23 protein-coding genes and 1 other RNA gene are annotated in these 24,025 nt (G+C 63.1%); 19 read left to right on the top strand and 5 right to left on the bottom strand.

What is annotated here, in order from left to right:
* Positions 1-191: 191 nt before the first annotated feature.
* The 18 genes from ompA (at position 192) to CDE01S_RS02425 (ending at position 20,486) form a co-directional block, all read left to right on the top strand.
* On the top strand, positions 192-815 hold the full coding sequence (gene ompA / locus CDE01S_RS02510; RefSeq protein WP_066703245.1) for an outer membrane protein OmpA: 624 nt from the start codon (positions 192-194) through the stop codon (positions 813-815).
* Between the two features lie 146 nt (positions 816-961).
* Entirely contained in the window at positions 962-1,681 is a 720-nt protein-coding gene (ubiG, locus tag CDE01S_RS02505) for a bifunctional 2-polyprenyl-6-hydroxyphenol methylase/3-demethylubiquinol 3-O-methyltransferase UbiG (RefSeq protein ID WP_066703242.1), read from the top strand.
* Positions 1,681-2,352, top strand: a complete 672-nt coding sequence (locus tag CDE01S_RS02500; protein WP_066703239.1) for an HAD-IA family hydrolase — start codon at positions 1,681-1,683, stop codon at positions 2,350-2,352. The genes ubiG and CDE01S_RS02500 overlap by 1 nt, the downstream gene beginning before the upstream one ends.
* Positions 2,353-2,365: 13 nt before the next feature.
* Positions 2,366-2,738: a transfer-messenger RNA gene (gene ssrA, locus CDE01S_RS02495) on the top strand.
* 110 nt (positions 2,739-2,848) lie between these two features.
* Complete coding sequence (locus CDE01S_RS02490; RefSeq protein ID WP_066703237.1) at positions 2,849-7,141, top strand: PAS domain S-box protein; 4,293 nt, start codon at positions 2,849-2,851, stop codon at positions 7,139-7,141.
* Positions 7,138-8,346, top strand: coding sequence for a DUF3369 domain-containing protein (locus CDE01S_RS02485; protein WP_084382649.1), 1,209 nt, complete (start codon positions 7,138-7,140; stop codon positions 8,344-8,346). The genes CDE01S_RS02490 and CDE01S_RS02485 overlap by 4 nt, the downstream gene beginning before the upstream one ends.
* Positions 8,301-8,702 (top strand): HD-GYP domain-containing protein, encoded by a 402-nt coding sequence (locus CDE01S_RS02480; RefSeq protein WP_066703231.1) that lies wholly within the window; start codon positions 8,301-8,303, stop codon positions 8,700-8,702. The genes CDE01S_RS02485 and CDE01S_RS02480 overlap by 46 nt, the downstream gene beginning before the upstream one ends.
* Before the next feature lie 39 nt (positions 8,703-8,741).
* Positions 8,742-9,485 carry a 16S rRNA pseudouridine(516) synthase gene (locus tag CDE01S_RS02475; protein ID WP_066703228.1) on the top strand — a complete coding sequence of 248 codons (744 nt, stop codon included), beginning with the start codon at positions 8,742-8,744 and terminating at the stop codon, positions 9,483-9,485.
* Positions 9,486-9,548: 63 nt separating this feature from the next.
* Complete coding sequence (locus tag CDE01S_RS02470; protein WP_084382647.1) at positions 9,549-10,619, top strand: YVTN family beta-propeller repeat protein; 1,071 nt, start codon at positions 9,549-9,551, stop codon at positions 10,617-10,619.
* A complete protein-coding gene (locus tag CDE01S_RS02465; protein ID WP_084382646.1) occupies positions 10,603-11,433 on the top strand; it encodes a polysaccharide deacetylase family protein in 831 nt (276 codons plus the stop codon). The genes CDE01S_RS02470 and CDE01S_RS02465 overlap by 17 nt, the downstream gene beginning before the upstream one ends.
* Positions 11,434-11,435: 2 nt before the next feature.
* The gene (locus tag CDE01S_RS02460) at positions 11,436-12,389 is read left to right on the top strand and encodes a sterol desaturase family protein (RefSeq protein ID WP_066703218.1); all 954 of its coding nucleotides are present in this window, start codon (positions 11,436-11,438) and stop codon (positions 12,387-12,389) included.
* Positions 12,390-12,427: 38 nt separating this feature from the next.
* Entirely contained in the window at positions 12,428-13,333 is a 906-nt protein-coding gene (locus CDE01S_RS02455) for an EI24 domain-containing protein (protein ID WP_066703482.1), read from the top strand.
* Positions 13,308-14,144, top strand: a complete 837-nt coding sequence (locus CDE01S_RS02450; RefSeq protein ID WP_066703215.1) for a competence/damage-inducible protein A — start codon at positions 13,308-13,310, stop codon at positions 14,142-14,144. Before CDE01S_RS02455 ends, CDE01S_RS02450 begins: the two co-directional genes overlap by 26 nt.
* 209 nt (positions 14,145-14,353) lie before the next feature.
* Positions 14,354-15,769 (top strand): type I glutamate--ammonia ligase, encoded by a 1,416-nt coding sequence (gene glnA / locus CDE01S_RS02445; RefSeq protein WP_066703212.1) that lies wholly within the window; start codon positions 14,354-14,356, stop codon positions 15,767-15,769.
* A gap of 160 nt (positions 15,770-15,929) precedes the next feature.
* Positions 15,930-16,415 (top strand): hypothetical protein, encoded by a 486-nt coding sequence (locus CDE01S_RS02440; RefSeq protein ID WP_066703210.1) that lies wholly within the window; start codon positions 15,930-15,932, stop codon positions 16,413-16,415.
* Between the two features lie 5 nt (positions 16,416-16,420).
* On the top strand, positions 16,421-17,488 hold the full coding sequence (gene glnL / locus CDE01S_RS02435; RefSeq protein ID WP_439648661.1) for a nitrogen regulation protein NR(II): 1,068 nt from the start codon (positions 16,421-16,423) through the stop codon (positions 17,486-17,488).
* A gap of 37 nt (positions 17,489-17,525) precedes the next feature.
* The gene (gene ntrC, locus CDE01S_RS02430) at positions 17,526-19,016 is read left to right on the top strand and encodes a nitrogen regulation protein NR(I) (protein ID WP_066703204.1); all 1,491 of its coding nucleotides are present in this window, start codon (positions 17,526-17,528) and stop codon (positions 19,014-19,016) included.
* Between the two features lie 72 nt (positions 19,017-19,088).
* Complete coding sequence (locus CDE01S_RS02425) at positions 19,089-20,486, top strand: sensor histidine kinase (RefSeq protein ID WP_066703201.1); 1,398 nt, start codon at positions 19,089-19,091, stop codon at positions 20,484-20,486.
* A 20-nt stretch (positions 20,487-20,506) separates the two neighbouring features.
* Here CDE01S_RS02425 and CDE01S_RS02420 read toward each other — a convergent pair whose 3' ends face one another.
* The 5 genes from CDE01S_RS02420 to CDE01S_RS02400 are packed head-to-tail and all read right to left on the bottom strand — an operon-like array spanning position 20,507 to position 23,528.
* Positions 20,507-21,277, bottom strand: coding sequence for an exodeoxyribonuclease III (locus tag CDE01S_RS02420; protein ID WP_066703199.1), 771 nt, complete (start codon positions 21,275-21,277; stop codon positions 20,507-20,509).
* Between the two features lie 53 nt (positions 21,278-21,330).
* Positions 21,331-21,921 carry a DUF4337 domain-containing protein gene (locus tag CDE01S_RS02415; RefSeq protein WP_066703196.1) on the bottom strand — a complete coding sequence of 197 codons (591 nt, stop codon included), beginning with the start codon at positions 21,919-21,921 and terminating at the stop codon, positions 21,331-21,333.
* A 1-nt stretch (position 21,922) separates the two neighbouring features.
* Complete coding sequence (locus tag CDE01S_RS02410; RefSeq protein ID WP_066703193.1) at positions 21,923-22,417, bottom strand: dihydrofolate reductase; 495 nt, start codon at positions 22,415-22,417, stop codon at positions 21,923-21,925.
* A complete protein-coding gene (locus CDE01S_RS18940) occupies positions 22,414-22,698 on the bottom strand; it encodes a hypothetical protein (protein ID WP_066703190.1) in 285 nt (94 codons plus the stop codon). Before CDE01S_RS18940 ends, CDE01S_RS02410 begins: the two co-directional genes overlap by 4 nt.
* Positions 22,695-23,528: a thymidylate synthase gene (locus CDE01S_RS02400; RefSeq protein WP_066703188.1), complete on the bottom strand. Its 834-nt coding sequence runs from the start codon at positions 23,526-23,528 to the stop codon at positions 22,695-22,697. The genes CDE01S_RS18940 and CDE01S_RS02400 overlap by 4 nt, the downstream gene beginning before the upstream one ends.
* On the opposite strand from CDE01S_RS02400, the gene CDE01S_RS18055 reads away from it, so the two are divergent.
* Positions 23,488-24,018, top strand: coding sequence for a PilZ domain-containing protein (locus CDE01S_RS18055; RefSeq protein WP_084382657.1), 531 nt, complete (start codon positions 23,488-23,490; stop codon positions 24,016-24,018). The two genes, CDE01S_RS02400 and CDE01S_RS18055, sit on opposite strands and share 41 nt — an antisense overlap.
* Positions 24,019-24,025 lie beyond the last annotated feature (7 nt).

Here is a 24,025-nt window from a genome sequence, read left to right as displayed (position 1 = left end):
CCCTTGTTGCTTCATGGCAACAGAGAGGCGGCTTGTTGGTTTGTAACGGGCTGTGTCGCTGTTTTGACAATTGAAGCCCCTGCCATATGTGGCACAATGGCAAAGACCGTTCGGGTGGTAGTCACATGTGCATGCCATCTTTTCTTCATTAATCGCAGCCTTGCTGCAGCTTTTTCCGCTAAAGGAGAACCATGAAAAAACTGAATAAAGTGGCAATGTTGATTGCAACCGCAGCCCTCGCTACCGCTGCAGGTGCCCAGTCTGTCGACAACTGGGTTAGCGGTTCTGGCATCGCTGTGAAGAATGGCACCAACGAACTGTGCTGGCGCGATGCCAACTGGACCCCGGCTACTGCTGCCAAGGGTTGCGATGGCGCTATCGTCGAGGCTCCCAAGGCTGCTCCTGCCGCTCCGGCTGCTGCTGCCGCTCCGGCTGCTGCCGCTCCGGCTGTTGCTGCCAGCAAGGTGACCTATGCTGCTGACGCTTTCTTCGACTTCGACAAGGCTGTGCTCAAGCCCGAAGGCAAGGCCAAGCTGGATGACCTGGCCCAGAAGGTCAAGGGCATCAACCTCGAAGTGATCATCGCTGTCGGCCACACCGACTCTGTTGGTACTGACGCTTACAACCAGAAGCTGTCGATCCGCCGTTCTGAAGCTGTCAAGGCTTATCTGGTGTCCAAGGGCATCGAAAAGAACCGTATCTACACCGAAGGCAAGGGCGAGAAGCAGCCTGTGGCTGACAACAAGACCAAGGAAGGCCGCGCCAAGAACCGTCGCGTAGAAATCGAAGTGGTCGGTACCCGTCCCAACAAGTAATCCCTCGGATTGCTGTGAAAACCCCGCTTCGGCGGGGTTTTTGTTTTGGGCGGCTGCACATTGCTGCGCGGAGTTTGCCAACAGCGCAACCGTGTCAACAGCATGTGTACTTTCGTTCACCAAATCGCTTGCCCGATAATCAGGCCATGACTTCTACATTGAACGCCGATCCGGCCGAGCTGGCCAAGTTTTCCGAGCTGGCCCATCGCTGGTGGGACCCTGAGAGCGAATTTCGTCCTCTGCACCAGATCAATCCGCTGCGGCTGGACTGGATCCATGGCCAAGTGTCCCTGTCAGAGCGCCAGGTGCTTGATGTCGGTTGCGGTGGCGGCATTCTGGCCGACGCCATGGCGCGCAAGGGCGCCCGTGTCACGGGCATTGACTTGTCGACCAAGGCGCTGAAAGTGGCCCAACTGCATGCACTTGAAGCCCAGACGCCAAATGTGCAGTACCGTGAGGTCAGCGCCGAGACGCTGGCGGCCGAACAGCCGGCCAGCTTCGATGTGGTGACCTGCATGGAAATGCTGGAGCATGTGCCGGATCCCGCCTCCGTTGTGCAGGCTTGTTACACGCTGGTCAAACCGGGTGGCTGGGTGTTCTTCTCCACCCTCAACCGCAATCCCAAATCATTCCTGTTCGCGATCGTCGGGGCTGAATACCTGCTCAAGCTGCTGCCGCGCGGTACCCACGAGTACGCGAAGATGATTCGCCCCAGCGAACTGGCGCGCTACTGCCGGCAGGCGGGGCTGGAGTTGGGGCAGACCCGTGGCATGGAATACAACCCGCTCACCCGGCGTTATTGGTTGAGTGCCGATACCAGCGTCAACTACCTGTTGGCGACACGTCGACCGGTGGCGGGGACGTGATGAAGGGCTTTTCCGGGATTGAGGCCGTCCTGTTTGACCTGGACGGGACACTGATCGACAGTGCCCCCGACTTGGGGGCCGCCGTAGACAAAATGCGGACCGATCGCGGCTTGCCGTCCCTGGCACCCGAGGTCTACCGGCCCATGGCCGGTGCTGGCGCGCGCGGCATGCTAGAGGTGGCCTTCAGCCTGACGCCGGAACATCCAGAATTCGCTTTGATGCGCGAGGAATTTTTTGTCAACTACGAAAACTGCATGACGCAACGCACCTACGCCTTTGCCGGTGTGGCGGAGCTGATCGAGCGGCTGCAACAGCGCCTGTTGGCGTGGGGTGTGGTCACCAACAAGTCGCGGCGTTTCACCGAACCATTGACGCGGGCGATGCCGCTGTTTGCCAGTGCCAGCGCTATTGTGAGCGGGGACACCACCCCCCATGCCAAACCGCATCCCGAGCCACTGTTCGAGGCGGCGCGGCGTCTACGGCTGCGTCCCGAGCGTTGTCTCTATGTGGGCGACGACGAGCGCGACATCGTGGCCGGCCGTGCTGCTGGCATGGGCACGGTGGCGGCCACCTACGGTTATCTCGGTCAAAAAACCGACGTGGCCAGTTGGGGCGCACACGCCACGATAAATTCTCCGGCCGAGCTCTTGCAATTGCTGGAGCAGGCCTAAAATAGCTATTTCAGGGGCTGCACTGGTTTCGACGTGGGTTCGGACACGCAGCAGGGCATGTCGAGGTTCTGTCACCTCGTAAAACCGCAGAAAAAAACTAACTGCAAACGACGAACGTTTCGCACTCGCCGCTTAATCCGGTGAGCCTTGCAACAGTTGGCCGATAGGCTGGGCAAGGGGGCGTAAGCCTCCAGGCTGCAAGGGAATTCATATTGGCTGGTCTGTCTCCGGGTGCCTTGGGGATGGACGAGAAAATAGGGCACTGGTCTGATGCGTAGCGTGTCGCTGCGCGGCGCATCGGGCGAGATCCAAATCAGATGACTACACATGTAGAACTGCGCGAAGAAGGCTTGCGGACGGGGGTTCAAATCCCCCCAGCTCCACCAATCTCCAAAACCCGGCCGGTAACGGTCGGGTTTTCCCTTTTCGGACGGGTCTTTCTTGCTTGTATAGTGGATCGAGCAAGATAAAAAGAACGCTGATCTTGGAAAACGTCATGACCTTTACCTACCAGTGGCCCCTGGTTGCGTTCTCGGTCTTCATTGCCATCTTTGCCGCCTACACCACCTTGCGTGTGGCCTTCCGGCTGGCATGGGCCAGCCAGGCGACGCGACGGTACTGGATTGCGGGTGGTGCATGCGCCATGGGCATCGGCATCTGGACCATGCACTTTGTGGGCATGCTGGCGCTGCATCTGCCGATACCGGTGGCCTACGACCCACTGGTGACAGCCCTGTCCTTGTTGCCGGCCATCCTTGCTTCCGCCATTGCATTGGCGATGCTGGGGCAGCAGCAGGCCCGTGCTGCGAGCCGTTTCGTGGCTTCGGTGTTGATGGGCCTGGGCATCGTGGCAATGCACTACAGCGGCATGGCGGCCATGAAGATGGCTCCCCCCATCGTCTATGACAGGACATTGCTGGTCCTGTCACTGCTGGTTGCCGTCGGGGCCAGCTGGGTTGCCTTGTATCTGTTTTCACGCGAGCGCAGGGAGGCGAGTCCATCCCTGGGCCGAAGGCTGGTCAGCGCCGTGCTCATGGGGCTGGCGATTGCCGGTATGCACTACACCGGCATGGCAGCGGCCGAGTTCGCCCCCGAGGCAATCTGTACCGTGGCGGCCACCGGCTGGGGAGGCGACACCATTGGCGTATTCGTCGGTCTGGTGGCGGTGCTGGTGCTGGCGGCTTCGCTGGCGCTGACTTTCTATGACGAAGTGCTCGGCGAGAACAATTTCTACAAGGCCTTGCTGGCCGCCCAGTCGAATGCCGGCGAAGGCGTGCTGCTGATCGAGGGCGACCGTGTGATTTATGCCAATCAGGCGATGGAAAGCCTGAGCGGTTACACGGCAGTTGAGCTCGCTGCTTTGCCAAGCTGGACGGCGTTGCTGGAGGATGCCGGAGCCGCATTGTTGCCGTCAGGTGCGGTCTCCGATCTGTCGCCGGAACCGGGGGCCGGCCGCCAGGAGGTGATGCTGCGCGTGCGTGGCGGCCAGCGCCTGGCCTGCGAAGCCGTGCTGAGCAGTTTCAGGCATGGCGATGTCCGCCGGCAGTTGCTGGTCTGCATTGACATATCCGGGCGCAAGGCGGCACAAGAGGCGCTGCAGGCGCGTGATGCCCAGGCGCGTGAGCTGGCCCTGGTGGCAGCGCGTACCGACAACGCCGTGATCATCACCGATGCCCAAGGCCTGATCCTGTGGGTGAACGAAGGTTTTGAGCGGATATCCGGGTTCAGCCTGGACGAGGCCATGGGCAAGAACCCGGGCCGCTTGCTGCAGGGGCCGGACACGGATCCGGTGGTGCGCCGCATGATGCGCGAACAACTGGCGCGTGGCGAGGGTTTCGAAACCGAAATCGTCAATTACGACAAGGCCGGGCGCAAATACTGGGTCGCGCTCAATGTCAAGCCGGTGCATGACGAAGCGGGTGGCCTGGTCAAGTTCATTGCGATCGAGCGCGACGTCACGAAGCGCAAGCAGGCGGATGCCGCGTTGCGCCTGAGCGAGGTGCGGCTGAAGGAAGCGCAACAACTGGCCCGTGTCGGCAGCTGGGAGCTCGATCTGGCGCGCAATGAATACATCATGTCCGACGAATCGCTGCGCATCCATGAGCTGGATCCGTCCTGTCAGCGGGTGTCACGCGAAACCGTGGTCGCGCTCATGCACCCGGATGACCAGCTGATGCACCGGCAGAGCCGGGCGCAGGCCCTGGCCAGTCTGGGGAGCTATGCGCTGCAGATCCGGTTGCGATTTGCCGATGGACGCATCAAGCATGTACAGCTGCGCGCGGCGGTGCAGGCCGATGCGCAGGGCAATCCACTGCGCGTGATCGGCACCATACAGGACATTACCGAGCAGACCCTGGCGGAACAGGCCTTGCGCGAACGCGAGGCACAGGCGCGGGAGTTGGCGCTTGTGGCTTCCGGGACCGATAACGGCGTCATCATCATGGATGCGGATACCCGGATCACCTGGGTCAATGACGGTTTCACGCGCATGAGCGGGTACACGCTGGTCGAAGTGCGCGGCAAGAGTCCGAGTGACGTTCTCAACGGACCCGAAACGGACGTAGGCACTTACGCGTTCGTCCAGGAGCGCATTTCCAAGGGCGAGCGATTTGAGGCCGAGATCGTCCACTACCACAAGAGTGGCCGCAGATACTGGGCCATCATTGATGTGCAGGCGGTGTACGACGAACGCGGGCAACTGGTCAAATACATCTCAATTGAACGCGACATCACGCAAAACAAGCTGGCCGAAGAGGCGTTGCGCAAGAGCGAGGCGTTGTTGCAGGAGGCTCAGCACCTGGCGCACATCGGCAGTTGGGAACTTGATCTGGTGACCAACGAGTACCGCCTGTCGAAGGAAGCGCTGCGTATTCATGAACTGGATGTGCCCGATGGACGCGTGTCGCGCGAGGCCATGGCGGCAACTCTCCCTCCGGAAGATGGCGTCGAACTGCGCCGTGCCCGCTTGGATGCCATGCATCCGGGCGGTACCTACTCGGCGCGGGTGCGGTTGGTATTCGCTGATGGCCGCACGAAGTACGTGCAAGTGCGTGGTGTCGTGCACTGTGACGAGCAGGGCCAGCCGGTGCGTGTGCTGGGCACGGTGCAGGATCAGACCGAATATGCCCTGGCGGAATTGGCCTTGCGTGACAGCGAGCTGCGCTTGAAAGAGGCGCAGCAGCTGGCAAAGATCGGCCACTGGGAGTTCGACTTTGCCCAGGACGACTACCTGATGTCGGAGGAGGCGCTGCGCATCCATGAGCTGGAGAGCGCAGACGGGCGTGTGTCACGCACTCGGGTGGCGGAAATGCTCCATCCCGAGGACCGGCATACCCTGCGCGAGAGGCGTACGGCGGCGATGGCCAACTGTTCCGATTTCGAGGTGGTGCTAAGGCTGCTGCTTCCAGGGGGGCGGATGAAATACGTGCATCTGCGCGGCGCGGTGCAAGGGGACGATCGGGGACGCCCGGCGCGGGTCAATGGGACGCTGCAGGACATTACTGAGCAGAAGCAGGCTGAGTTGGCGTTGCGTGAACTCAACGAAACGCTGGAGCAGCGCGTGCTGGAGCGCACCAACGAACTCGAACAGCAGCGCGCTTTCATTGAAACCATTCTGAACACGGCCGAGACGCTGATTTTTGTGATCGATACGCGTGGCTGTTTTGTGCGCTTCAACGAGGCGTGCGAGCGGCTCACGGGCTACCGATTCGAGGAATTGCGCGACCGGCCGATCTGGGAGTCCGTGATTCCGCCAGAGCGCAGGGCCGCGGTGCGCGCCAAATACGAGAACCAGACATCGCCGGCTGCCTTGCCACGCAATCTGGAGGTCGAGTGGCTGACACGCGACGGCCAGCGGCGATTGGTTTCCTGGAGCAATGCCATGCTGACCGACGAAGCCGGGCGACTTCAGTACATGATCGGAACCGGCATCGACATCACCGAGCGCAAGCGCGCCGAGCTGGCTCTGATCGAGGCCAACGACAACCTGAGCCGCACCATTGGCACGCTGCGCGAAGCGCAGTCGCAGCTGGTGCAGTCTGAAAAGATGGCCTCGCTCGGCGCCCTGGTGGCCGGTATTTCACACGAGATCAACACACCCATCGGTATCGGCGTTACCTCCGCCACCACCTTGCAGGAGGAGTTTAAGCTGCTGAGCCGTGCGTTCGCTGAGGGCACGCTCAAACGCTCCGCCTTGGAGCGTTTCATCACGCATGGGCTCAATGGATGCGATATCCTGGTCAACAACCTGCTGCGTGCGGCCGAACTGATTCGCAGCTTCAAGCAGGTGGCGGTGGATCAGTCCAGCAACGAGTGGCGCCACCTCAATCTGCATGACTACATCGACGAGATCGTTCTCAGTCTCAAGCCGCAGTTCAAGGGGACTGGGGTTGAGGTGGTCAATGACAGCGACCGCCAGCTGGTCATCCGTACCCATCCCGGGGCGATCTACCAGATCCTGAGCAATCTGCTGCTCAACGCCTTGATCCATGCCTACGAGGCGGGGCAGCCTGGCCGGATCCGCATGACGGCCGAGCAGGTGGGCGACGAGATCCAGCTGGAGTTTTCCGATGACGGCAAAGGCATTGCGGCTGACATCGAAGGCCGGATTTTCGACCCTTTCTTCACCACGCGGCGCGGTGCCGGTGGCAGCGGTCTGGGCCTGCACATCGTCTACAACCTGGTGGCCGGCACGCTGGGCGGTGTGATTCACTTGGTCAAGAAGGACGGGGGGACAGGAACGGCATTCCGTATCCGCTTCCCGTTGCAGCCGGGCAAGGAGGGCGAATGAAAGACGAGGAACTCCCGGAAGGGGTGATGGTTTTTGCGCAGGAGCTGGAGGAGGCCCCCGCCGGGCAGCCGGCCCGGCCCGGCTGGAAAGTCATGATCATCGATGACGATGCCGGTGTGCACGAGGTGACCCGGCTGGCCTTGAGCGGCTTCGAGTTCGATGGCCGTGGGCTGGAATTTCTCAGCGCTTACTCGGCGGCCGAGGGCGAGCTGCTGTTGCGGGCCCACCCCGACACGGCGGTGGCGCTGGTGGACGTGGTGATGGAGCGCGAGCACGCCGGGCTGGATCTGGTGCGCACCATTCGCGAGGTGCACCACAACCGCCTGATCCGGCTGATCCTGCGCACCGGCCAGCCCGGTCAGGCGCCGGAGCGTGCGGTGATTCGCCAGTACGACATCAACGACTACAAGGAAAAGTCGGAGCTGTCGGCGCAGAAGCTCTACAGCACAATTCTCACCAGCCTGCGTTCCTGGCGCGACCTGATGGCGCTGAATGCCAACCGCGCCGGTCTGCGGCGCGTCATCCATGCCACCGGCGAGATCTTCCGTACGCGCGACCTGAGCCGCTTCGTGCAAGGCGTGCTGGAACAGCTGGTGGCCTTGCTGTACCTGGAGCGCGATGCCTTGTTCATCAAGTGCGACAGCCTGGCCTTGCGCGACGACGGCGGCCAGGTGGTGGTGGCGGCGGCCACCGGCCGTTTTATCGAGCTGATCGGCACTCCGGCGGGCACCAGCTTGCCGGCGCAGATGCTGGAGGATGTGGCCACCGTGCTGCGCACGCGCCAGCCGTTGCTGCGCGAGGGCGAGTACTGGGGCTACTTCCAGGCCGATGGTGGCAAGGAAAACGTCATCTACCTCAAGAGCCTGCACCCGCTGTCGCGGGACGATTCCCACCTGATCGAGCTGTTTCTGCAGAACGTTTCGATCGCCTATGAAAACACGCTGCTGCACGAGGAGATCGAGGGCACGCAGCGCGACATCGTCTACATGCTGGGCGAGGCGATTGAAACCCGCTCCAGGGAAACCGGCCAGCACGTGCGGCGTGTGGCGGAGTACTGCCACCTGATCGCCCGCGGCCTGGGGCTGTCGGACCGCGAGGCCGACAGCCCCAGGCCGCCGCCCCTTTGCACGACTTCGGCAAGATCGGCATCCCCGATGCCGTGCTGCACAAGCCGAGCAAGCTCGACGAGGAAGAATGGGCCGTGATGCGCCAGCATGCCGAGATCGGCCAGGACCTGCTGAGCCAGTCCAAGCGCGAAATCCTGCAGGCGGCCGCGGTGCTGGCAGGCCAGCACCACGAGAAATGGGACGGCAGCGGCTACCCGCTTGGTCTGCAGGGCGAGCAGATCCACATCTACGGCCGCATCGGTGCCGTGGCCGACGTGTTCGATGCCCTGGCCAGCCTGCGCAGCTACAAGGCGCCCTGGCCGCTGGAGGCCATCCTGGATTACCTGCGCCAGCAGCGCGGCCGGCATTTCGATCCCGCCATCGTCGACTGGGTGCTGGACAACGTCGACACCATGGGAACGGTTGCCCGGGAATTTCCGGACACCAGGGCGTGAGCGCCGGCGCATGGCGGCAGGTTTGCGATACTTGGCGCCATGCAATTGCAAGACATTCTTTATTCCCAGGGCTTTGGCACGCGGCGCGTGTGCGCCGGCCTGATCCAGCAGGGTCATGTGCAGGTTTGCGAGGGAAATGATGCATCTGAGCCCGTCGAATGTACGCAGGCTGCTATGGATTTCGAAGCAGATGGCCTGCGCTTCCGGGTGCAGGGTGAGGACTGGGCCTACCACGAGAAAGCCTACCTGATGCTGCACAAGCCGGCCGGCACCGAGTGTTCGCAAAAGCCCTCCACCTGGCCCAGCATCTACACCCTGCTGCCGTCGCCGCTGCGCCTGCGGCCCAACAAGGGCGCCGTGCAGGGCGTGCAGGCGATCGGCCGGCTCGACCAGGACACCACCGGTCTGCTGCTGCTGAGCGACGACGGCAAGTTCATCCACCGCATGAGTTCACCGCGCCACCACGTGCCCAAGGTGTACGAGGTGACGCTCAAGCACGCGCTGGATGACCAGCAGGTACAACGCCTGCTGGCGGGCGTGGTGCTGGACGACGACCCGAAACCGGTGCGCGCCGCCGCCTGCGAGGCGGTTGACAGCCACCATCTGCGCCTGACCCTGACGGAAGGCAAGTACCACCAGGTCAAGCGCATGCTGGCGGCGGTGGGCAACCGGGTGGAGGGGCTGCACCGCTCGCAGATCGGCGGCCTCACCCTGCCGGCCGACCTGGCGCCGGGACAGTGGCGCTGGCTGACCGAAGCCGATCTGGGGTTGATCACCGGCTGACGCTCCGCACCGGCCGAGCGGTGCTGCTGCGAGACAACAGCCGGCCTTGAGGCGGGTCAAACAATGGGTGCGTCGGGCTCTCCCGGTCGGATCCGGCACAGGCCGGCCGCTACACTTGCAGATTGTCTGAACTCGTCACCCGCTGTGCGTCTACCCATTCCATTTTCTTGCGTGCTGCTGGCCCTCGTGGCAGCAAGCACCTTCACCTCCGGGGCCTGGGCGCAGCTGCGGCCGATCTTCGTGCTCAATTCGCTGGATGCCGACGTCAGCGTCATCGACCCGGCCAGCTGGAAGGTGGTCAAGCGCATTGCCACCGGCAAGGAGCCGCACCATCTGTACCTGACGCCGGACGAGAAGTCGCTCATCATCGCCAACGCGCTGAGCGACTCGCTGACCTTTGTCGATCCGAAGACGGCCGAGGTGCAGCGCACCGTGCGCGGCATCATCGATCCTTACCAGTTGCGCTTCTCGCCCGACATGAAGTGGTTTGTCACCGCCGGCAACCGGCTCAACCACGTTGACATCTACCGCTGGGACGGCCGTGACCTGACGCTGGCCAAGCGCATTGCCACCGGCAAGACACCCAGCCACGTCTGGATCGACAGCAAGAGCAGCACCGCTTACGCCACCATGCAGGACAGCGATGAGCTGGTGGCGATTGACCTGCCCAGCCAGACGCTCAAATGGCGCCGCAAGACCGGCCCCTTGCCGGCCGACGTGTTCGGGACGCCGGATGACCGCTTCCTGCTGATCGGCCTGACCGGCGGCGAAGGCGTGGAGGTTTATGACGTTTCCGGGCCTGCACCGCGCCTGGCGCATTACATCCCCACCGGCAAGGGCGCACACGCCTTCCGTGCCGTCGGCGACCGGCGCCATGTCTTCGTCAGCAACCGCGTGGCTGACACCATCAGCAAGATCGACTTCCAGACCATGACCGTGGTGGACCAGTACCCGGGCCCCAGCGGCCCGGACTGCATGGACCTGACGGCCGACGGTCGTTACATCTTTGTTGCCTCGCGCTGGGCCAAGAAACTCAGCGTGATCGACACCACCACGCGCGAGGTGGTGCGGCAGGTTCGGGTCGGCAAATCGCCGCACGGCGTCTGGACACTGGATCATGCGCCGCGCCAGTAAGCTGCTGCCGGGCTTTCTGATTGCTATCGTTTCGATAGCTGTTGGCGCAAATACGGCAAGGCCTGAGGCTCCAAAAGACTGCAAAAAACCGGTCTACCTGACTTTTGACACCGGCCACATGGGCGTGGCCGAACTGGTGGCCGAGGTGCTGCAGCGTCAGCAGGTGCAGGTGACTTTTTTCGCCGCCCAGGAGCGCAGCCGCGTCGGCGACGGCAGTCTGGGCGAGCACTGGGCGCCCTGGTGGCGCGCCCGAGCCGCCGAAGGGCATGAGTTCGCTTCGCACACGTTCGACCATGTTTACTGGCGCGCCGATGTCGCTACGGAAGGCGGGGCGATGCGCTTTCGCGTGAAACCTTCTGCCGGCTCCGACGAAGGGCGCGAGATGGTCTGGGATGCACGGCAGTACTGCGCACAGATCAAGGCCGCGTCCGACCGGCTGGCGCAGCTCACAGGCAAGCCGGCACTGCCCCTGTTTCGTGCGCCCGGCGGCAAGACCTCGCCGGCGCTGCTGACGGCCGCCAAGGGTTGCGGTTACGCCCACGTGGGCTGGGCTGCAGCCGGTTTCCTTGGCGATGAGTTGCCGAGCGAGACCTACAGCAACGCCGCACTGCTGAAGAAGGCCCTGCGCGACATCCGCGCTGGCGACATCCTGATGGCGCATCTGGGCATCTGGTCACGCAAGGACCCGTGGGCGCCCACCGTGCTGGAGCCGCTCATCATGGGCCTGAAAGACCGTGGTTTCTGCTTCCGCACCCTGCGCGAGCATCCTGCCTACCGGGGCTGGATCGACGGCCGGCGTTCACGCGAGAATTGAGCATGGATGCACTGGCCAATGCCTTCGCCGACCTGCAGGAGTGGCTGTTCGAGGCACTGGTGCAGCCGCTGGCTTTCGGGCTCGGGCTGGGCAACCGGCTGGAGGACGCTTACGACGCCACCGGCTGGCTGCTGATCGGGCTGCTGCAGCTGGTCGTGCTGCTGGCCGTCATCGGGCCGCTGCAGCGCTGGCGCCCGGTTGAGGCCGTGACCGACCGCGCCACCGTGCGCGTCGATGTGTTCTACACCCTGATCCACCGCCTCGGCCTGTTCCGCCTGGTGCTGTTCTTCACGCTGACACCGCTGCTTGATGACCTGTTCGGCGAACTGCGCGTGGCCGGGCTGGCCACCTTCCATCTGGACGATCTCTGGCCCGGCGTCACCGACCAGCCCGTGGTCAGCCTGCTGCTGTACCTGGTGGTGTTTGATTTTCTCGACTACTGGATCCACCGCGGCCAGCACCGCTTCGAATGGTGGTGGCGTCTGCATGCGCTGCACCACGCACAGCGCCAGATGACGATGTGGAGCGACAACCGCAACCACCTGCTCGACGACTTGCTGCGCGACGTGATCGTGGTCGCCGTGGCCCAGCTGATCGGTGTGGCGCCTGGGCAGTTCGTCGCCATCGTCGCCTTCACCCAGCTCAGCGAAAGCTTCCAGCACGCCAACCTGCGCCTGTCTTTTGGCAGTTGGGGCGAGCGGCTGTGGATCAGCCCGCGTTTTCACCGTGTGCACCATGCCATCGGCATCGGGCACGAGTCCCCAGGAAAAGTGCTCGGTGGGCATAACTTTGGGGTGCTGCTGCCCTGGTGGGACATGTTGTTCGGCACCGCCAATTTCGAGCAGCGTTACGACCCTACCGGCGTGCGCGACCAGGTGGAACAGGGGCGGGACTACGGGCGCGGCTTCTGGGCCCAGCAGTGGCTGGGCTTCAAGCGCTTGGTGGGACGCGCCTGACATTCCCCTGTCATGCCAACCCGGGTATGCTCCGCGCCATGAATCTGTTTCTGGACTCCTTCTGGCGCGCCCTGGTCTATTCGCTGCGGCCGCGTGTGATCGCGCTGTCCTTCCTGCCGCTGGTGCTGATGGTGGCCCTGTCCGGCGGTCTGGTCTATTTCTTCTGGGAGCCGGCGGTGCAGGCCGTGCAGGCCTGGCTGGACGAGCTGGCACTGCTGGAAAGCCTGATGCGCTGGCTGGAGAGCGTGGGGGCCGGCAACCTGCGCAGCGTGGTGGCGCCGCTGGTGCTGCTCATGCTCACCTTGCCGGTCATCATCATCCTGTCGCTGCTGGCAGTGGCCTCGTTCATGACGCCGTCGCTGGTGGCGCTGGTGGCGGAGCGGCGTTTCCCCCGCCTGGAGCGCCGCCATGGCGGCTCCTTCTGGCGTGGCCTGCTGTTTGCCGTGGGCACCTCCCTGCTGGCGGCGCTGGCGCTGGTGGTGTCCGTGCCTCTGTGGCTGATTCCGCCCCTGGTGGTGGTCCTGCCGCCGTTGGTCTGGGGCTGGCTGACCTACCGCGTGATGGCCTACGACACGCTGGCCGAGCACGCCAGCCGCGAGGAGCGCGCCGAGCTGCTGCGCCGCCACCGGCTCTGGCTGCTGGCCATCGGCATCCTGACCGGCTACCTGGGGGCGGCGCCTGGCCTGATCTGGGCGGTGGGTGCCATGGCCATCGTGTTTGCGCCGCTGCTGGTGCCGCTGGCGATCTGGATCTACACCTTCGTTTTTGCCTTTTCCTCGCTGTGGTTCGCGCATTTCTGCCTGGCTGCACTGACGGCCCTGCGGGCCGAAGCCGCAGCGGTCCCGGCTGCGGCCGTTCCGCTGACAAGCAGCCCGGCGCCTGCCACCAGCGACACCCCTACCTTGCCCGATGCACCCCATGCCGACGACCAGCCACACGCCTGAATTCAGCCTCATCATCATCGGCGACGAAATCCTCTCCGGCAAACGGGCCGACAAACACCTGCCCAAGGTGATCGAGCTGTTGCACGCGCGCGGCCTGCAGCTGGCGCATGCCGACTACGTGGGCGACTCGCCGGAACGCATCACCGCCACGCTGGCACGCGCCTTCGCCTCGGGCGAGATTGTGTTCTCCTGCGGCGGCATTGGTGCCACACCCGATGACCATACGCGCCAATGCGCGGCGCGTGCCCTGGGTGTCGAGCTGGCCTTGCACCCGCAAGCCGAAAGCCTGATCCGCGAGCGCATGCAGGACGTGGCGCGGGAGCAGGGCGTGCCTTACGAGCCGGACCGGGCCGACAACATCCACCGCCTGAACATGGGTGTGTTCCCGCTGGGGGCTGACATCATCCCCAACCCGTACAACAAGATTCCGGGCTTTAGTTGCGCCTCGCCCGGTGACAGGGGCGCAATTCATTTCGTGCCGGGTTTCCCGGTCATGGCCTGGCCCATGATCGAGTGGGTGCTGGACACCCATTACCGGCATCTGTTCCGCCAGGCCGCCTGGGTTGAGCAGTCGGTCATCGTCTACGGCTCCATGGAAGCCGCCTTGACGCCGCTGATGGAAGACATCGAGCGCCGCTTTGACGGCATCAAGGTGTTCAGCCTGCCCAGCGTGGATCACCCGCAGCATGGCCGCCATATTGAACTCGGCGTCAAAGGATCACCCGACCAGGTGGCATTGGCCTATCCGGAACTGTTGACTGGCCTGCACCTGCAGGGCGTCAAAACAGGCCCTGAATTGGTGCGCAAATAAAGGCGCACGAAATTGGTGCAATATGTATTGCACCTAAATGGTGCGATTAAGGGGCCGAATTCGGAAATTGATCTTGATGCTCGTGTCGAACAGGGTCAAACTGAGGGCAAAATGCGGGGTTCGGCGCAGCCATGCAGAAACCAGATTGGCACAGAAACTGCATTCATGCCCATGAAATTTTCAACAAACCATTCAACCAGGAGTATCTGATGGCCAAGACCGTCGCAGACGTGATGAAGATGGTGAAGGAAAACGAAGTCAAGTTTGTTGACTTCCGCTTCACCGACACCCGTGGCAAACAGCAGCACACCACGGTGCCCGTCTCTCACTTTGATGAAGACAAGTTCACGTCGGGCCATGCGTTCGACGGTTCGTCCATCGCCGGCTGGAAGGGCATTGAAGCATCGGACATGTTGTTGATGCCCGATCCCAACACCGCCAACATCGACCCCTTCTACGAAGAAACGACGCTGTTCCTGAACTGCGACGTGGTCGAACCCGCTGACGGCAAGGCCTATGACCGCGACCCGCGTTCCATCGCCAAGCGCGCCGAAGCCTACCTGAAGGCCTCCGGCATTGGCGACACCGCCTACTTCGGTCCCGAGCCCGAATTCTTCATTTTTGACGGCGTGCGCTGGAGCACCGACGCCAACAACCCCTTCTACGAAATCGAAGAGTACGAAGCACCCTGGAACACCGGTGCCAAGCTCGAAGGCGGCAACCGCGGCCACCGCCCCTCCGTCAAGGGCGGCTATTTTCCGGTGCCCCCGGTCGACAGCACGCAAGACATGCGCGCTGAAATGTCCCTGATCCTCGAATCCCTGGGCATCCCGGTCGAAGTGTTCCACCACGAAGTCGCTGGCGCCGGCCAGAACGAAATCGGCACCAAGTTCAGCACCCTGGTTGAGCGCGCCGACTGGACCATGCTGCAGAAGTATGTGGTGCACAACGTGGCCAATGCCTATGGCAAGACCGCCACCTTCATGCCCAAGCCCTACCACGGTGACAACGGTTCCGGCATGCACGTGCACCAGTCGGTCTGGAAAGACGGCAAGAACCTGTTTGCCGGTGACGGCTACGCCGGCCTGAGCGATTTCGCTCTGTACTACATCGGCGGCATCATCAAGCACGCCCGTGCCCTGAACGCCATCACCAACCCCGGTACCAACAGCTACAAGCGCCTGGTGCCGCACTTCGAAGCACCGGTGAAGCTGGCTTACTCGGCCAAGAACCGTTCTGCTTCCATCCGTATCCCCTTCGTGGCCAACCCCAAGGGCCGTCGCGTGGAAGCCCGCTTCCCCGATCCGCTGATGAACCCCTACCTGGGCTTTGCCGCCCTGCTGATGGCCGGTCTGGACGGCGTGGAAAACAAGATCCATCCGGGCGAAGCTGCCACCAAGGACCTGTACCACCTGCCCCCGGAAGAGGACAAGCTGGTGCCGACCGTGTGCCACAGCCTGGACCAGGCGCTGGAGCACCTGGACAAGGACCGCGCCTTCCTGACCAAGGGCGGCGTGTTCACCGACAGCATGATCGATGCCTACATCGAGCTCAAGATGCAGGAAGTCACCCGCTTCCGCATGGCGGTGCACCCGGTCGAGTACGACATGTACTACTCCCTGTAATCGGGGCATCGAACACTGTGGATACCCACAGTGTGTCGCCAAAAAAGGACGGCTCCGGCCGTCCTTTTTGTTTGCAGAGTGTTACCGGCGTTGGACTTTCCCGGGCTTTGAGGGATACTGGCAGACCGTCCCTGCATCTGTCGATGCGTGGAGAGAAAGCATGAAATACGCATTAGTCATCCCGCTGCTTGCTGCATTTTTTGTAGCAAATGGTCACGCTCAAGGTCGCATCTACCGCTGTGGCAATGAGTACACCAACACGATTTCCGAGTCGCAAAAGAGCCGCTGCAAGCTGCTTGACGGCGGTAACGTCACGGTGGTGCAGAACCAGCGCCCGGCACCGTTGCGCGTGGCGTCCGCCACCCAGGCCGGCTCACGCATCGACACCCCTGAGCAGCGTTCGCGCGATTCCGATGCACGCCTGATCCTCGAGTCCGAGTTGCGCAAGGCCGAACTCCGGCGCGAGGAATTGCAGAAGGAATACAACAACGGTGAGCCGGAAAAACTCGGTCCCGAGACCCGCAACCACCAGAAGTACCTGGACCGCGTGGCTGAACTCAAGGCCAACATCGAACGCAACGACAGCGATATTGCCGGCATTCGACGCGAATTGGGCCGCGTGGGCACGTCAACTGCGTCAAAATAGGCGGCTTGAAAAAGTCCACCTCATCCTCCTCCCGTTTCCAGACTTTCGATCTGCTCGCCACCCTGGTGGCGGTGGTGCACAGCGACGGTGCCGTGCTGTTTGCCAATGCCGCGCTGGAAGATGCGCTGGGAACGTCGCGCCGCCTGATTGTCGACACCGACTTCGGCGCCAGCTTCACCGAGCCGCAGGTGCTGCGCAATGCCCTCGCCGGCGTCAAGAGCAATGACTTTGCGGCCCTGCGTTACGACGCCTGGCTCAAGCGCCCCAACCGCGATCTGCTGCCTGTCCACGTGATCGTGACGCAGACTGACCACCCCGACGAAATTGTGGTTGAACTGCTGCCACTGGAGCAGCAGGCACGCCAGGAGCGCGAGGAACGCCTGCTGGACCAGGCTCAGGCCACCAAGGAACTGATCCGCAACCTGGCACACGAGATCAAGAACCCGCTGGGCGGCATCCGTGGTGCAGCGCAGTTGCTGGAGATGGAGATCGACAGCCAGATGACCGAATACACGCGCGTCATCATCCACGAGGCGGATCGGCTGCAGACCCTGGTGGACCGTCTGCTGGCCCCGCACCGCCGTCCGCATGTGGTGGGTGACGTCAACATCCATGAGGTGTGCGAGCGCGTGCGCTCGCTGATCCTGGCCGAATTTCCCAAGGGGCTGCGCGTGGTGCGCGATTACGACACCTCGATTCCCGAATTCCGGGGCGACCGCGAGCAACTGATCCAGGCGGTGCTCAACATCGCCCACAACGCCTGCCATGCCCTGGCGGAGCGCGTGGCGGCTGGCGATGCACAACTGACCTTCCGCACCCGGGTGGCGCGTCAAACCACTTTTGGCAAACAGCGCTACAAACTGGCACTGGAATTGCATGTGATCGACAACGGGCCTGGCGTGCCAGACTCGATCAAGGACCGCATCTTCTATCCGCTGGTATCGGGACGGGAGGGCGGCTCTGGCCTGGGGCTGACGTTGGCACAGACGTTTGTGCAGCAGCACCATGGCCTGATCGAGTGTGACAGTGAGCCGGGCCGGACCGATTTCAAGATTTTGATCCCGCTGCCCTGAACCGTTCACGGCAGCATGACCTGAGGTAAGCCACGACATGAAGCCGATTTGGATCGTTGATGATGACCAGTCCATCCGCTTCGTGCTGGAAAAAGCACTGTTGCGCGAGCAGTTGCCCACACGCAGTTTCACCAACCCCCGCGATGTGCTGGCTGCGCTCGATGACGAAGATGGCCCCCAGGTCCTGGTGAGCGACATTCGCATGCCGGGCGGCTCCGGCCTCGAACTGCTGGAGAAGGTCAAGGCGCGTTACCCCGGCCTGCCGGTCATCATCATGACCGCCTTCTCCGACCTGGACAGCGCCGTCTCGGCCTTCCAGGGTGGCGCCTTCGAATACCTGCCCAAACCGTTTGACCTGCCCAAGGCGGTCGAGCTGATTCACCGCGCGGTGGAAGAGAGTCAGCGTGAGGAAGTGGCACAGGAAAGCATCAGTGCCGCCCCCGAGATGCTGGGCCAGGCACCGGCCATGCAGGATGTGTTTCGCGCCATCGGCCGCCTGAGCCAGAGCAATGTGACGGTGCTGATCACCGGCGAGTCCGGTTCCGGCAAGGAACTGGTGGCGCGCGCACTGCACAAGCATTCGCCGCGCGCTGACGGCCCGTTTGTGGCCATCAACACCGCCGCCATCCCGAAGGATCTGCTGGAAAGCGAACTGTTCGGCCACGAGCGTGGCGCCTTCACCGGCGCGCAGACCATGCGCCGCGGCCGCTTCGAGCAGGCCGAGGGTGGCACGCTGTTCCTTGACGAAATCGGCGACATGCCCTTCGACCTGCAGACCCGCTTGTTGCGGGTGCTGTCCGACGGTCATTTCTACCGCGTGGGCGGCCACAGTGCGGTCAAGGCCAATGTGCGCGTCATTGCTGCCACGCACCAGGACCTGGAGCAGCGCGTCAAGGAAGGCGTGTTCCGGGAGGACCTGTTCCACCGCCTCAACGTCATCCGTCTGCGCCTGCCGGCCTTGCGCGAGCGGCGCGAGGATGTGCCGATGCTGGCACGCCACTTCCTGCAGCAGAGTGCGCGCCAGCTCGGTGTGGAGCCCAAGCGCATTTCCGATGCAGCGCTGGAACGGCTAAGCCGCTTCGGTTTTCCCGGCAATGTGCGCCAGCTGGAAAACATCTGCCACTGGCTCACCGTCATGGCGCCTGCGCAAGTGATCGAGCCCAAGGACCTGCCACCCGAGGTCATGGTGGACGAGAGCGGCCATGCCGCAGTGGCTGCGCCGGTGCAGCCGGCCGTGGCCGCAGCGCTCCCGACGGCCGCTCCAGCCACAGCGGGCAACACTGCCGCGCCTGTGCCGACCGTTGCGCTGACGGGCGACGGCTGGGAGGAGGGGCTGGAGGCGGAGGCGCTGGCCTTGCTGAGCAGCGGCCGGGAAAATGTGTGGGATGAACTGAGCCGCCGCTTCGAGCGCAAGCTCATCCTGACGGCCCTGTTCAATACCAAGGGGCGTCGCATCGAAGCGGCGCACAAGCTCGGCATCGGCCGCAACACCATCACACGCAAGATCCAGGAATTGGGGCTCGAATAGGCTCGCTGGCGAGTGTCATGAGGTCCATCCATAATGCCGTGCAGGACGCATGGCATCGATGGAGTCAATTCAATGGGGACGTTAGGCATTGCACTGGCCTTGCTGGCCGCAGGGCTGGGGCTGGGTTTTTTCCTGGGCCGGCGCCGTGGTGTGTCCACCGTGGTGCCGGAGGTGCCGATGGAGGCCGTGTTCAGTGTCGAAGCGGAAGAATCGCTGCGCAAACGCGACGCCATTTTTGCCAAGGTGTTCAACCTGGTGCCCGACACCCTGACCATCACGCGCATGGCGGATGGCCGGTATATTGAAGTCAATCACAACTGGGAAGCCTTGAGTGGCTTCACGCGGGAAGAGGCCATTGGCCATACCTCGGCCGAGTTGGACATCTGGGCGGTCCTTGAGCAACGTACCCAGCTGATTGGCATCCTGCAGCGCGAAGGCGAGGTGCGCGACTTCGATGTGACTTTCAAGCGCAAGCAGGGGCAGCAGTTCTATACCAAGGTATCCGCCAGCACCTTTGAGTCCGACGGGGAAAAGTACCTGATGCTGGCTGTGAAGGACATCACAGCCCAGCGCACGGCAGAGCAGGCCATTCGCGACATCAACCAGCAACTGGAAGAGCGGGTGCGGCAGCGCACACTCAAGTTGGAGCAGGCCAACGCCGAGCTGGCCCAGGCTTTGGACAACTTGCACCGGGCCCAGGATGAACTGGTCCGGTCGGAAAAAATGGCGGCCCTGGGATCGCTGGTGGCCGGCGTTGCCCATGAGCTCAATACGCCGATCGGCAACAGCCTGACTGTGGCCACCACGCTGGAGCACCGCTTGCAGGCGTTTGAAGGACAGATCAAGGCGGGCCTGCGCCGCTCGGAACTGGATCAATGCATGGCTGATGCCCGGTTTGCCACCGAGGTGCTGGTGCGCAACCTGATGCGAGCCGGCGATCTGGTGCGCAGCTTCAAGCAGGTGGCGGTGGATCGGGCCAGTTCACAGCGCCGGCAATTCAACCTGCAGGACATCGTCTCGGAAATCGTCATCACCCTCAGCCCGGTGATCAGCCGCTCCGGCTGCGAGGTACAGGCGGACATCGCCAGCGGGCTGGAACTGGACAGCTATCCGGGCCCGCTCGGGCAGGTTCTGGACAACCTGATCAACAACGCGATGACCCATGCCTTTGTGGATGGAAAGCGTGGCCGCATCGAGGTGCATGCCCATGACATCAACGCCGACGAGGTGCAGATCGAGGTGCGCGACAACGGTGTGGGCATTCCCGCCGACAACCTGAAGCGGGTGTTCGATCCCTTTTTCACCACCCGGCTTGGCCAGGGCGGCTCCGGCCTGGGGCTGCACATCGTGCACAACATCGTGACCGAGGTGCTCGGCGGGCAGGTCGACGTGAGCAGCCAGCCCGGTGCCGGCACCATCTTTACCCTGCGGGTGCCACTGCGGGCTCCGGCGTCAGCGCAGCCGGCCTGAGCGCCGTCTGCCGCAGGGGACTAGGCGGCTTGAAGCTCGACAATGACCGGCGCGTGGTCGCTCGGCCGTTCGTTCTTGCGCGGTGCCTTGTCGATGGTGCAGGCCGTTACCAGCGGCTTCAGCACATCGCTGACCAGGATGTGGTCGATGCGCAGGCCGCGGTTGCGGCGGAAGGCGAAGTCGCGGTAGTCCCACCACGAATAGCTTTTCTCGGGCTGCCCGAACAGCCGGAACGCGTCATGCAGGCCCAGCGCGATCAAGGCGCGCAGCTGGTAGCGCTCCTCTTCGGTGCAGTGGATGGTGTCCTTCAGGCCCACCGGGTCCCAGACATCGGCGTCGTCGAAGGTGATGTTGTAGTCACCCATCAGCACCAGCTTCGGGTGCGCAACCAGTTCCTGGCGCAGCCAGTCGCGCAAGCCCTTGAGCCAGGCCATCTTGTACTCAAACTTGTCCGAGCCCGGTTCCTGCCCATTGGGGAAATAGGCCCCCACCACCCGCAGTTCACCCACGTCAGCGCTGATGACGCGCGCCATGTCGTCGTCAAACCCCGGGATGTTGCGCACCACGTGGGTGGCGGGCGTGCGCGTCAGCAGGGCCACGCCGTTGTAGGTCTTCTGGCCGAAACACTGCGCTGAATAGCCGGCTTGCGTGAAGGCGTCGAACGGGAACTTGTCGTCGGTGAGCTTGAGTTCCTGCAGCGCCAGCACGTCCACCGGGTTGGCGGCCAGCCAGTCCAGCACCTGCGGCAGCCGCACGTTGAGCGAGTTGATGTTCCAGGTGGCGAGCTTCATGGGTTCTGTATGTTTTCAGGTCTCAGCGCTTGTCGGGTATGCGCGGACAGCTATCAAATGTGTAGCGCCGCCAAGGCGCCGACAACGATGCCGAGCCCGCCGGTGCCGAACATGGCGTACTCCAGCCACTTCTTGCGCGTCAGCAGGGCAATGGCGGCCAGGGCGATGCAGACCTGCAGCACGGTGGTGGCCTGGGCCCAGCGGTGGTGCTGGTGCATCTGCTCGTCACTCTTCTTGTCCCACTCGGTGGCGTCGGCTTCGAGCTTCTCGGCCACGGCCTTGATCTCGTTCTTTTCTTTCTCGTAGCGGTCGATCTTGGCCTGGTATTTGTCCTTCTCGCCCTCGCGCGAAGTCAGGTCGCGCGAGACCTCGGCCAACGACTGCTTGGTGCTCTTGGACTGGAAGTAGTTCCACTGGTTGGAGGCTTCCGTCTTCTTGATGGCGGCGTTGTTCTTGTACAGGCCGGCATTGGCCTGGGTGGCACCGCCCATGTAGGCGAAGATGGCGCCCACGGTGGCGATGATGGCGGTGAACATCGCGATCTGGTTGGTCATGCCGCTGCCATGATCGCCGTGGCCACCCTGCTGGGCGTGTTCCAGTTCGTGGTCGTGCGGGCCGTGGACGTGAAAACCGTGTCCGGACATATCAATTTCCTTCTGTGCGCTGGTAGGTGACAAAACTGAAGTGCAAACCGTTGGTGGCCGTGTGGCGCTCGCGTGCCACTTCCTTCCACTCGGGGCCGAATTGTGGCGCAAAGGCGTCCCCATCGAAGTCGGCCTCGATCTCGGTGATGACGGCCGTGCTGGCCAAGGGCAGCGACTGGGCGTAGATCTCGGCGCCGCCGATGATCCAGGCATCCGGTGCTTTACCGCACAGGGCTAGCGCTTCCGGCAGCGAATGGGCCACGCTGGCGCCCGTGTCCTGCCAGTCGTGCTGGCGGGTCACCACCACATTGACGCGGCCGGGCAGGGGGCGGAAGCGGGCGGGGAGCGATTCCCAGGTCTTGCGCCCCATGATCACCGGACAGCCCAGCGTGGTGCGCTTGAAGTGGGCCAGATCCTCTGGCAGGTGCCAGGGCATGGTGCCGTCCTTGCCGATCACACCATTGGCGGCGCGGGCGAAGATGATGTGAATTTTCATGCGGGTTTTCCTTGGAGACGTGGCGCACGCGGGGGCAGCAAGACGGCGGCAATGGCGGCCATGACGAACGCAATGGCCACGAAATCCTGCCAGTGCGGCCATTCGCCCACGATGACGGAGGCGCTCAGGGTGCCTACCAGGGGAATGGCCATCACGCTCATGGTGCAGGCACGGAAGTACATGGGCGACAGCTCTCGCAGCGAGAGTTTCATCATCGGCCAGTTGATGCCCCACATCAGCGTGAGGGCCACCAGGGCCAGCAACTGTTTTTTGCTGATCACACGGCCACCGGCGCCTTGATGGCCGGATGGCACTGGTAGTCCAGCACCTCGAAGTCCTCGTAGTCGTACTCGAAGATCGAGGCCGGCCGGCGCTTGATGTTGAGTGTCGGGTAGGCAAAGGGCGTGCGGCTCAACTGGAGTTCCACCTGCTCGTGGTGGTTGCTGTAGATGTGGCAGTCGCCGCCAGTCCAGATGAAGTCGCCCACAGCCAGGTCGCACTGTTGCGCCACCATGTGGGTCAGCAGGGCGTAGCTGGCGATGTTGAAGGGCACACCGAGGAAGATGTCGGCGCTGCGCTGGTAGAGCTGGCAGCTCAGCTTGCCGGGCTCGCCGGCCACCTGCGAGGGCGCGACGTAGAACTGGAAAAAGGCATGGCAGGGCATGAGCGCCATCTTGTTCAGCTCGGCCACGTTCCAGGCGCTGACGATGATGCGGCGCGAGTCCGGGTTGGACTTGAGGGTCTTGATCACGTCGGCGATCTGGTCGATGTGGCCGCCGTCCGGCGTTGGCCAGCTGCGCCACTGCACGCCGTAGACCGGTCCCAGATCGCCATCGGGTTTGGCCCACTCGTCCCAGATGGTGACGCCTCGCTCCTTCAGCCAGTTGTTGTTGCTGGAACCGGTGAGGAACCACAGCAGCTCCTGGATGATGGACTTGAGGTGCACCTTCTTGGTGGTCACCAGCGGAAAGCCTTCATTCAGGTCGAAGCGCATCTGGTGGCCGAACACGCTGCGCGTGCCGGTGCCGGTGCGGTCGGTCTTGGTGACGCCCGTGGTGTACACGTGGCGCATGAAGTCTTCGTACTGGGAGCGGATGGGGCGGGTGGTCATAAGAAAGGCATTTTCCTACAAGTCGGACCGCCTCTGCACGGCCCTGGCGAAGACCGTCATGATGCTGCTTTATAGTGGTATCAAACAAAAAAGCAGTGATGTGAACTGCAACGTATCAGGTGAGGAATTCATGTCATCGATTCTTACGTCCGCCTCGTCAGGCGATGAACGCCGGCAGGTTGAGCGCAAACCTTTGAGGGTGCGCGTCCGCGTGGCGCTGGCCGGCAAGCCGGAGATGGAGGTCCGCTCCGTCGATGTCAGTACCGGCGGCATGAGCCTTGTCGTCGACGTGAATCTGGCGCCGGCCACCCCGTGCAACCTGTCTTTCACGCTGCTGCTGCCGGACGGCAGCATGCACAAGGTCCAGGTTGCAGCCACCGTCGCCCACTGCACCTACAGTGGCCAACGCAGTGGGTTCGTCATCGGGCTGCAGTTCAAAGGCGCTTCAGAGGAGCTGAAGGCACTGCTGCAGCGCTACATGAAAGGCTGAAGGGCTC

The organism is Curvibacter delicatus NBRC 14919, from assembly GCF_001592265.1.
Classification (GTDB): Bacteria; Pseudomonadota; Gammaproteobacteria; order Burkholderiales; family Burkholderiaceae_C; genus Hylemonella; species Hylemonella delicata.
This window is presented reverse-complemented; position numbering and strand designations above follow the sequence as displayed.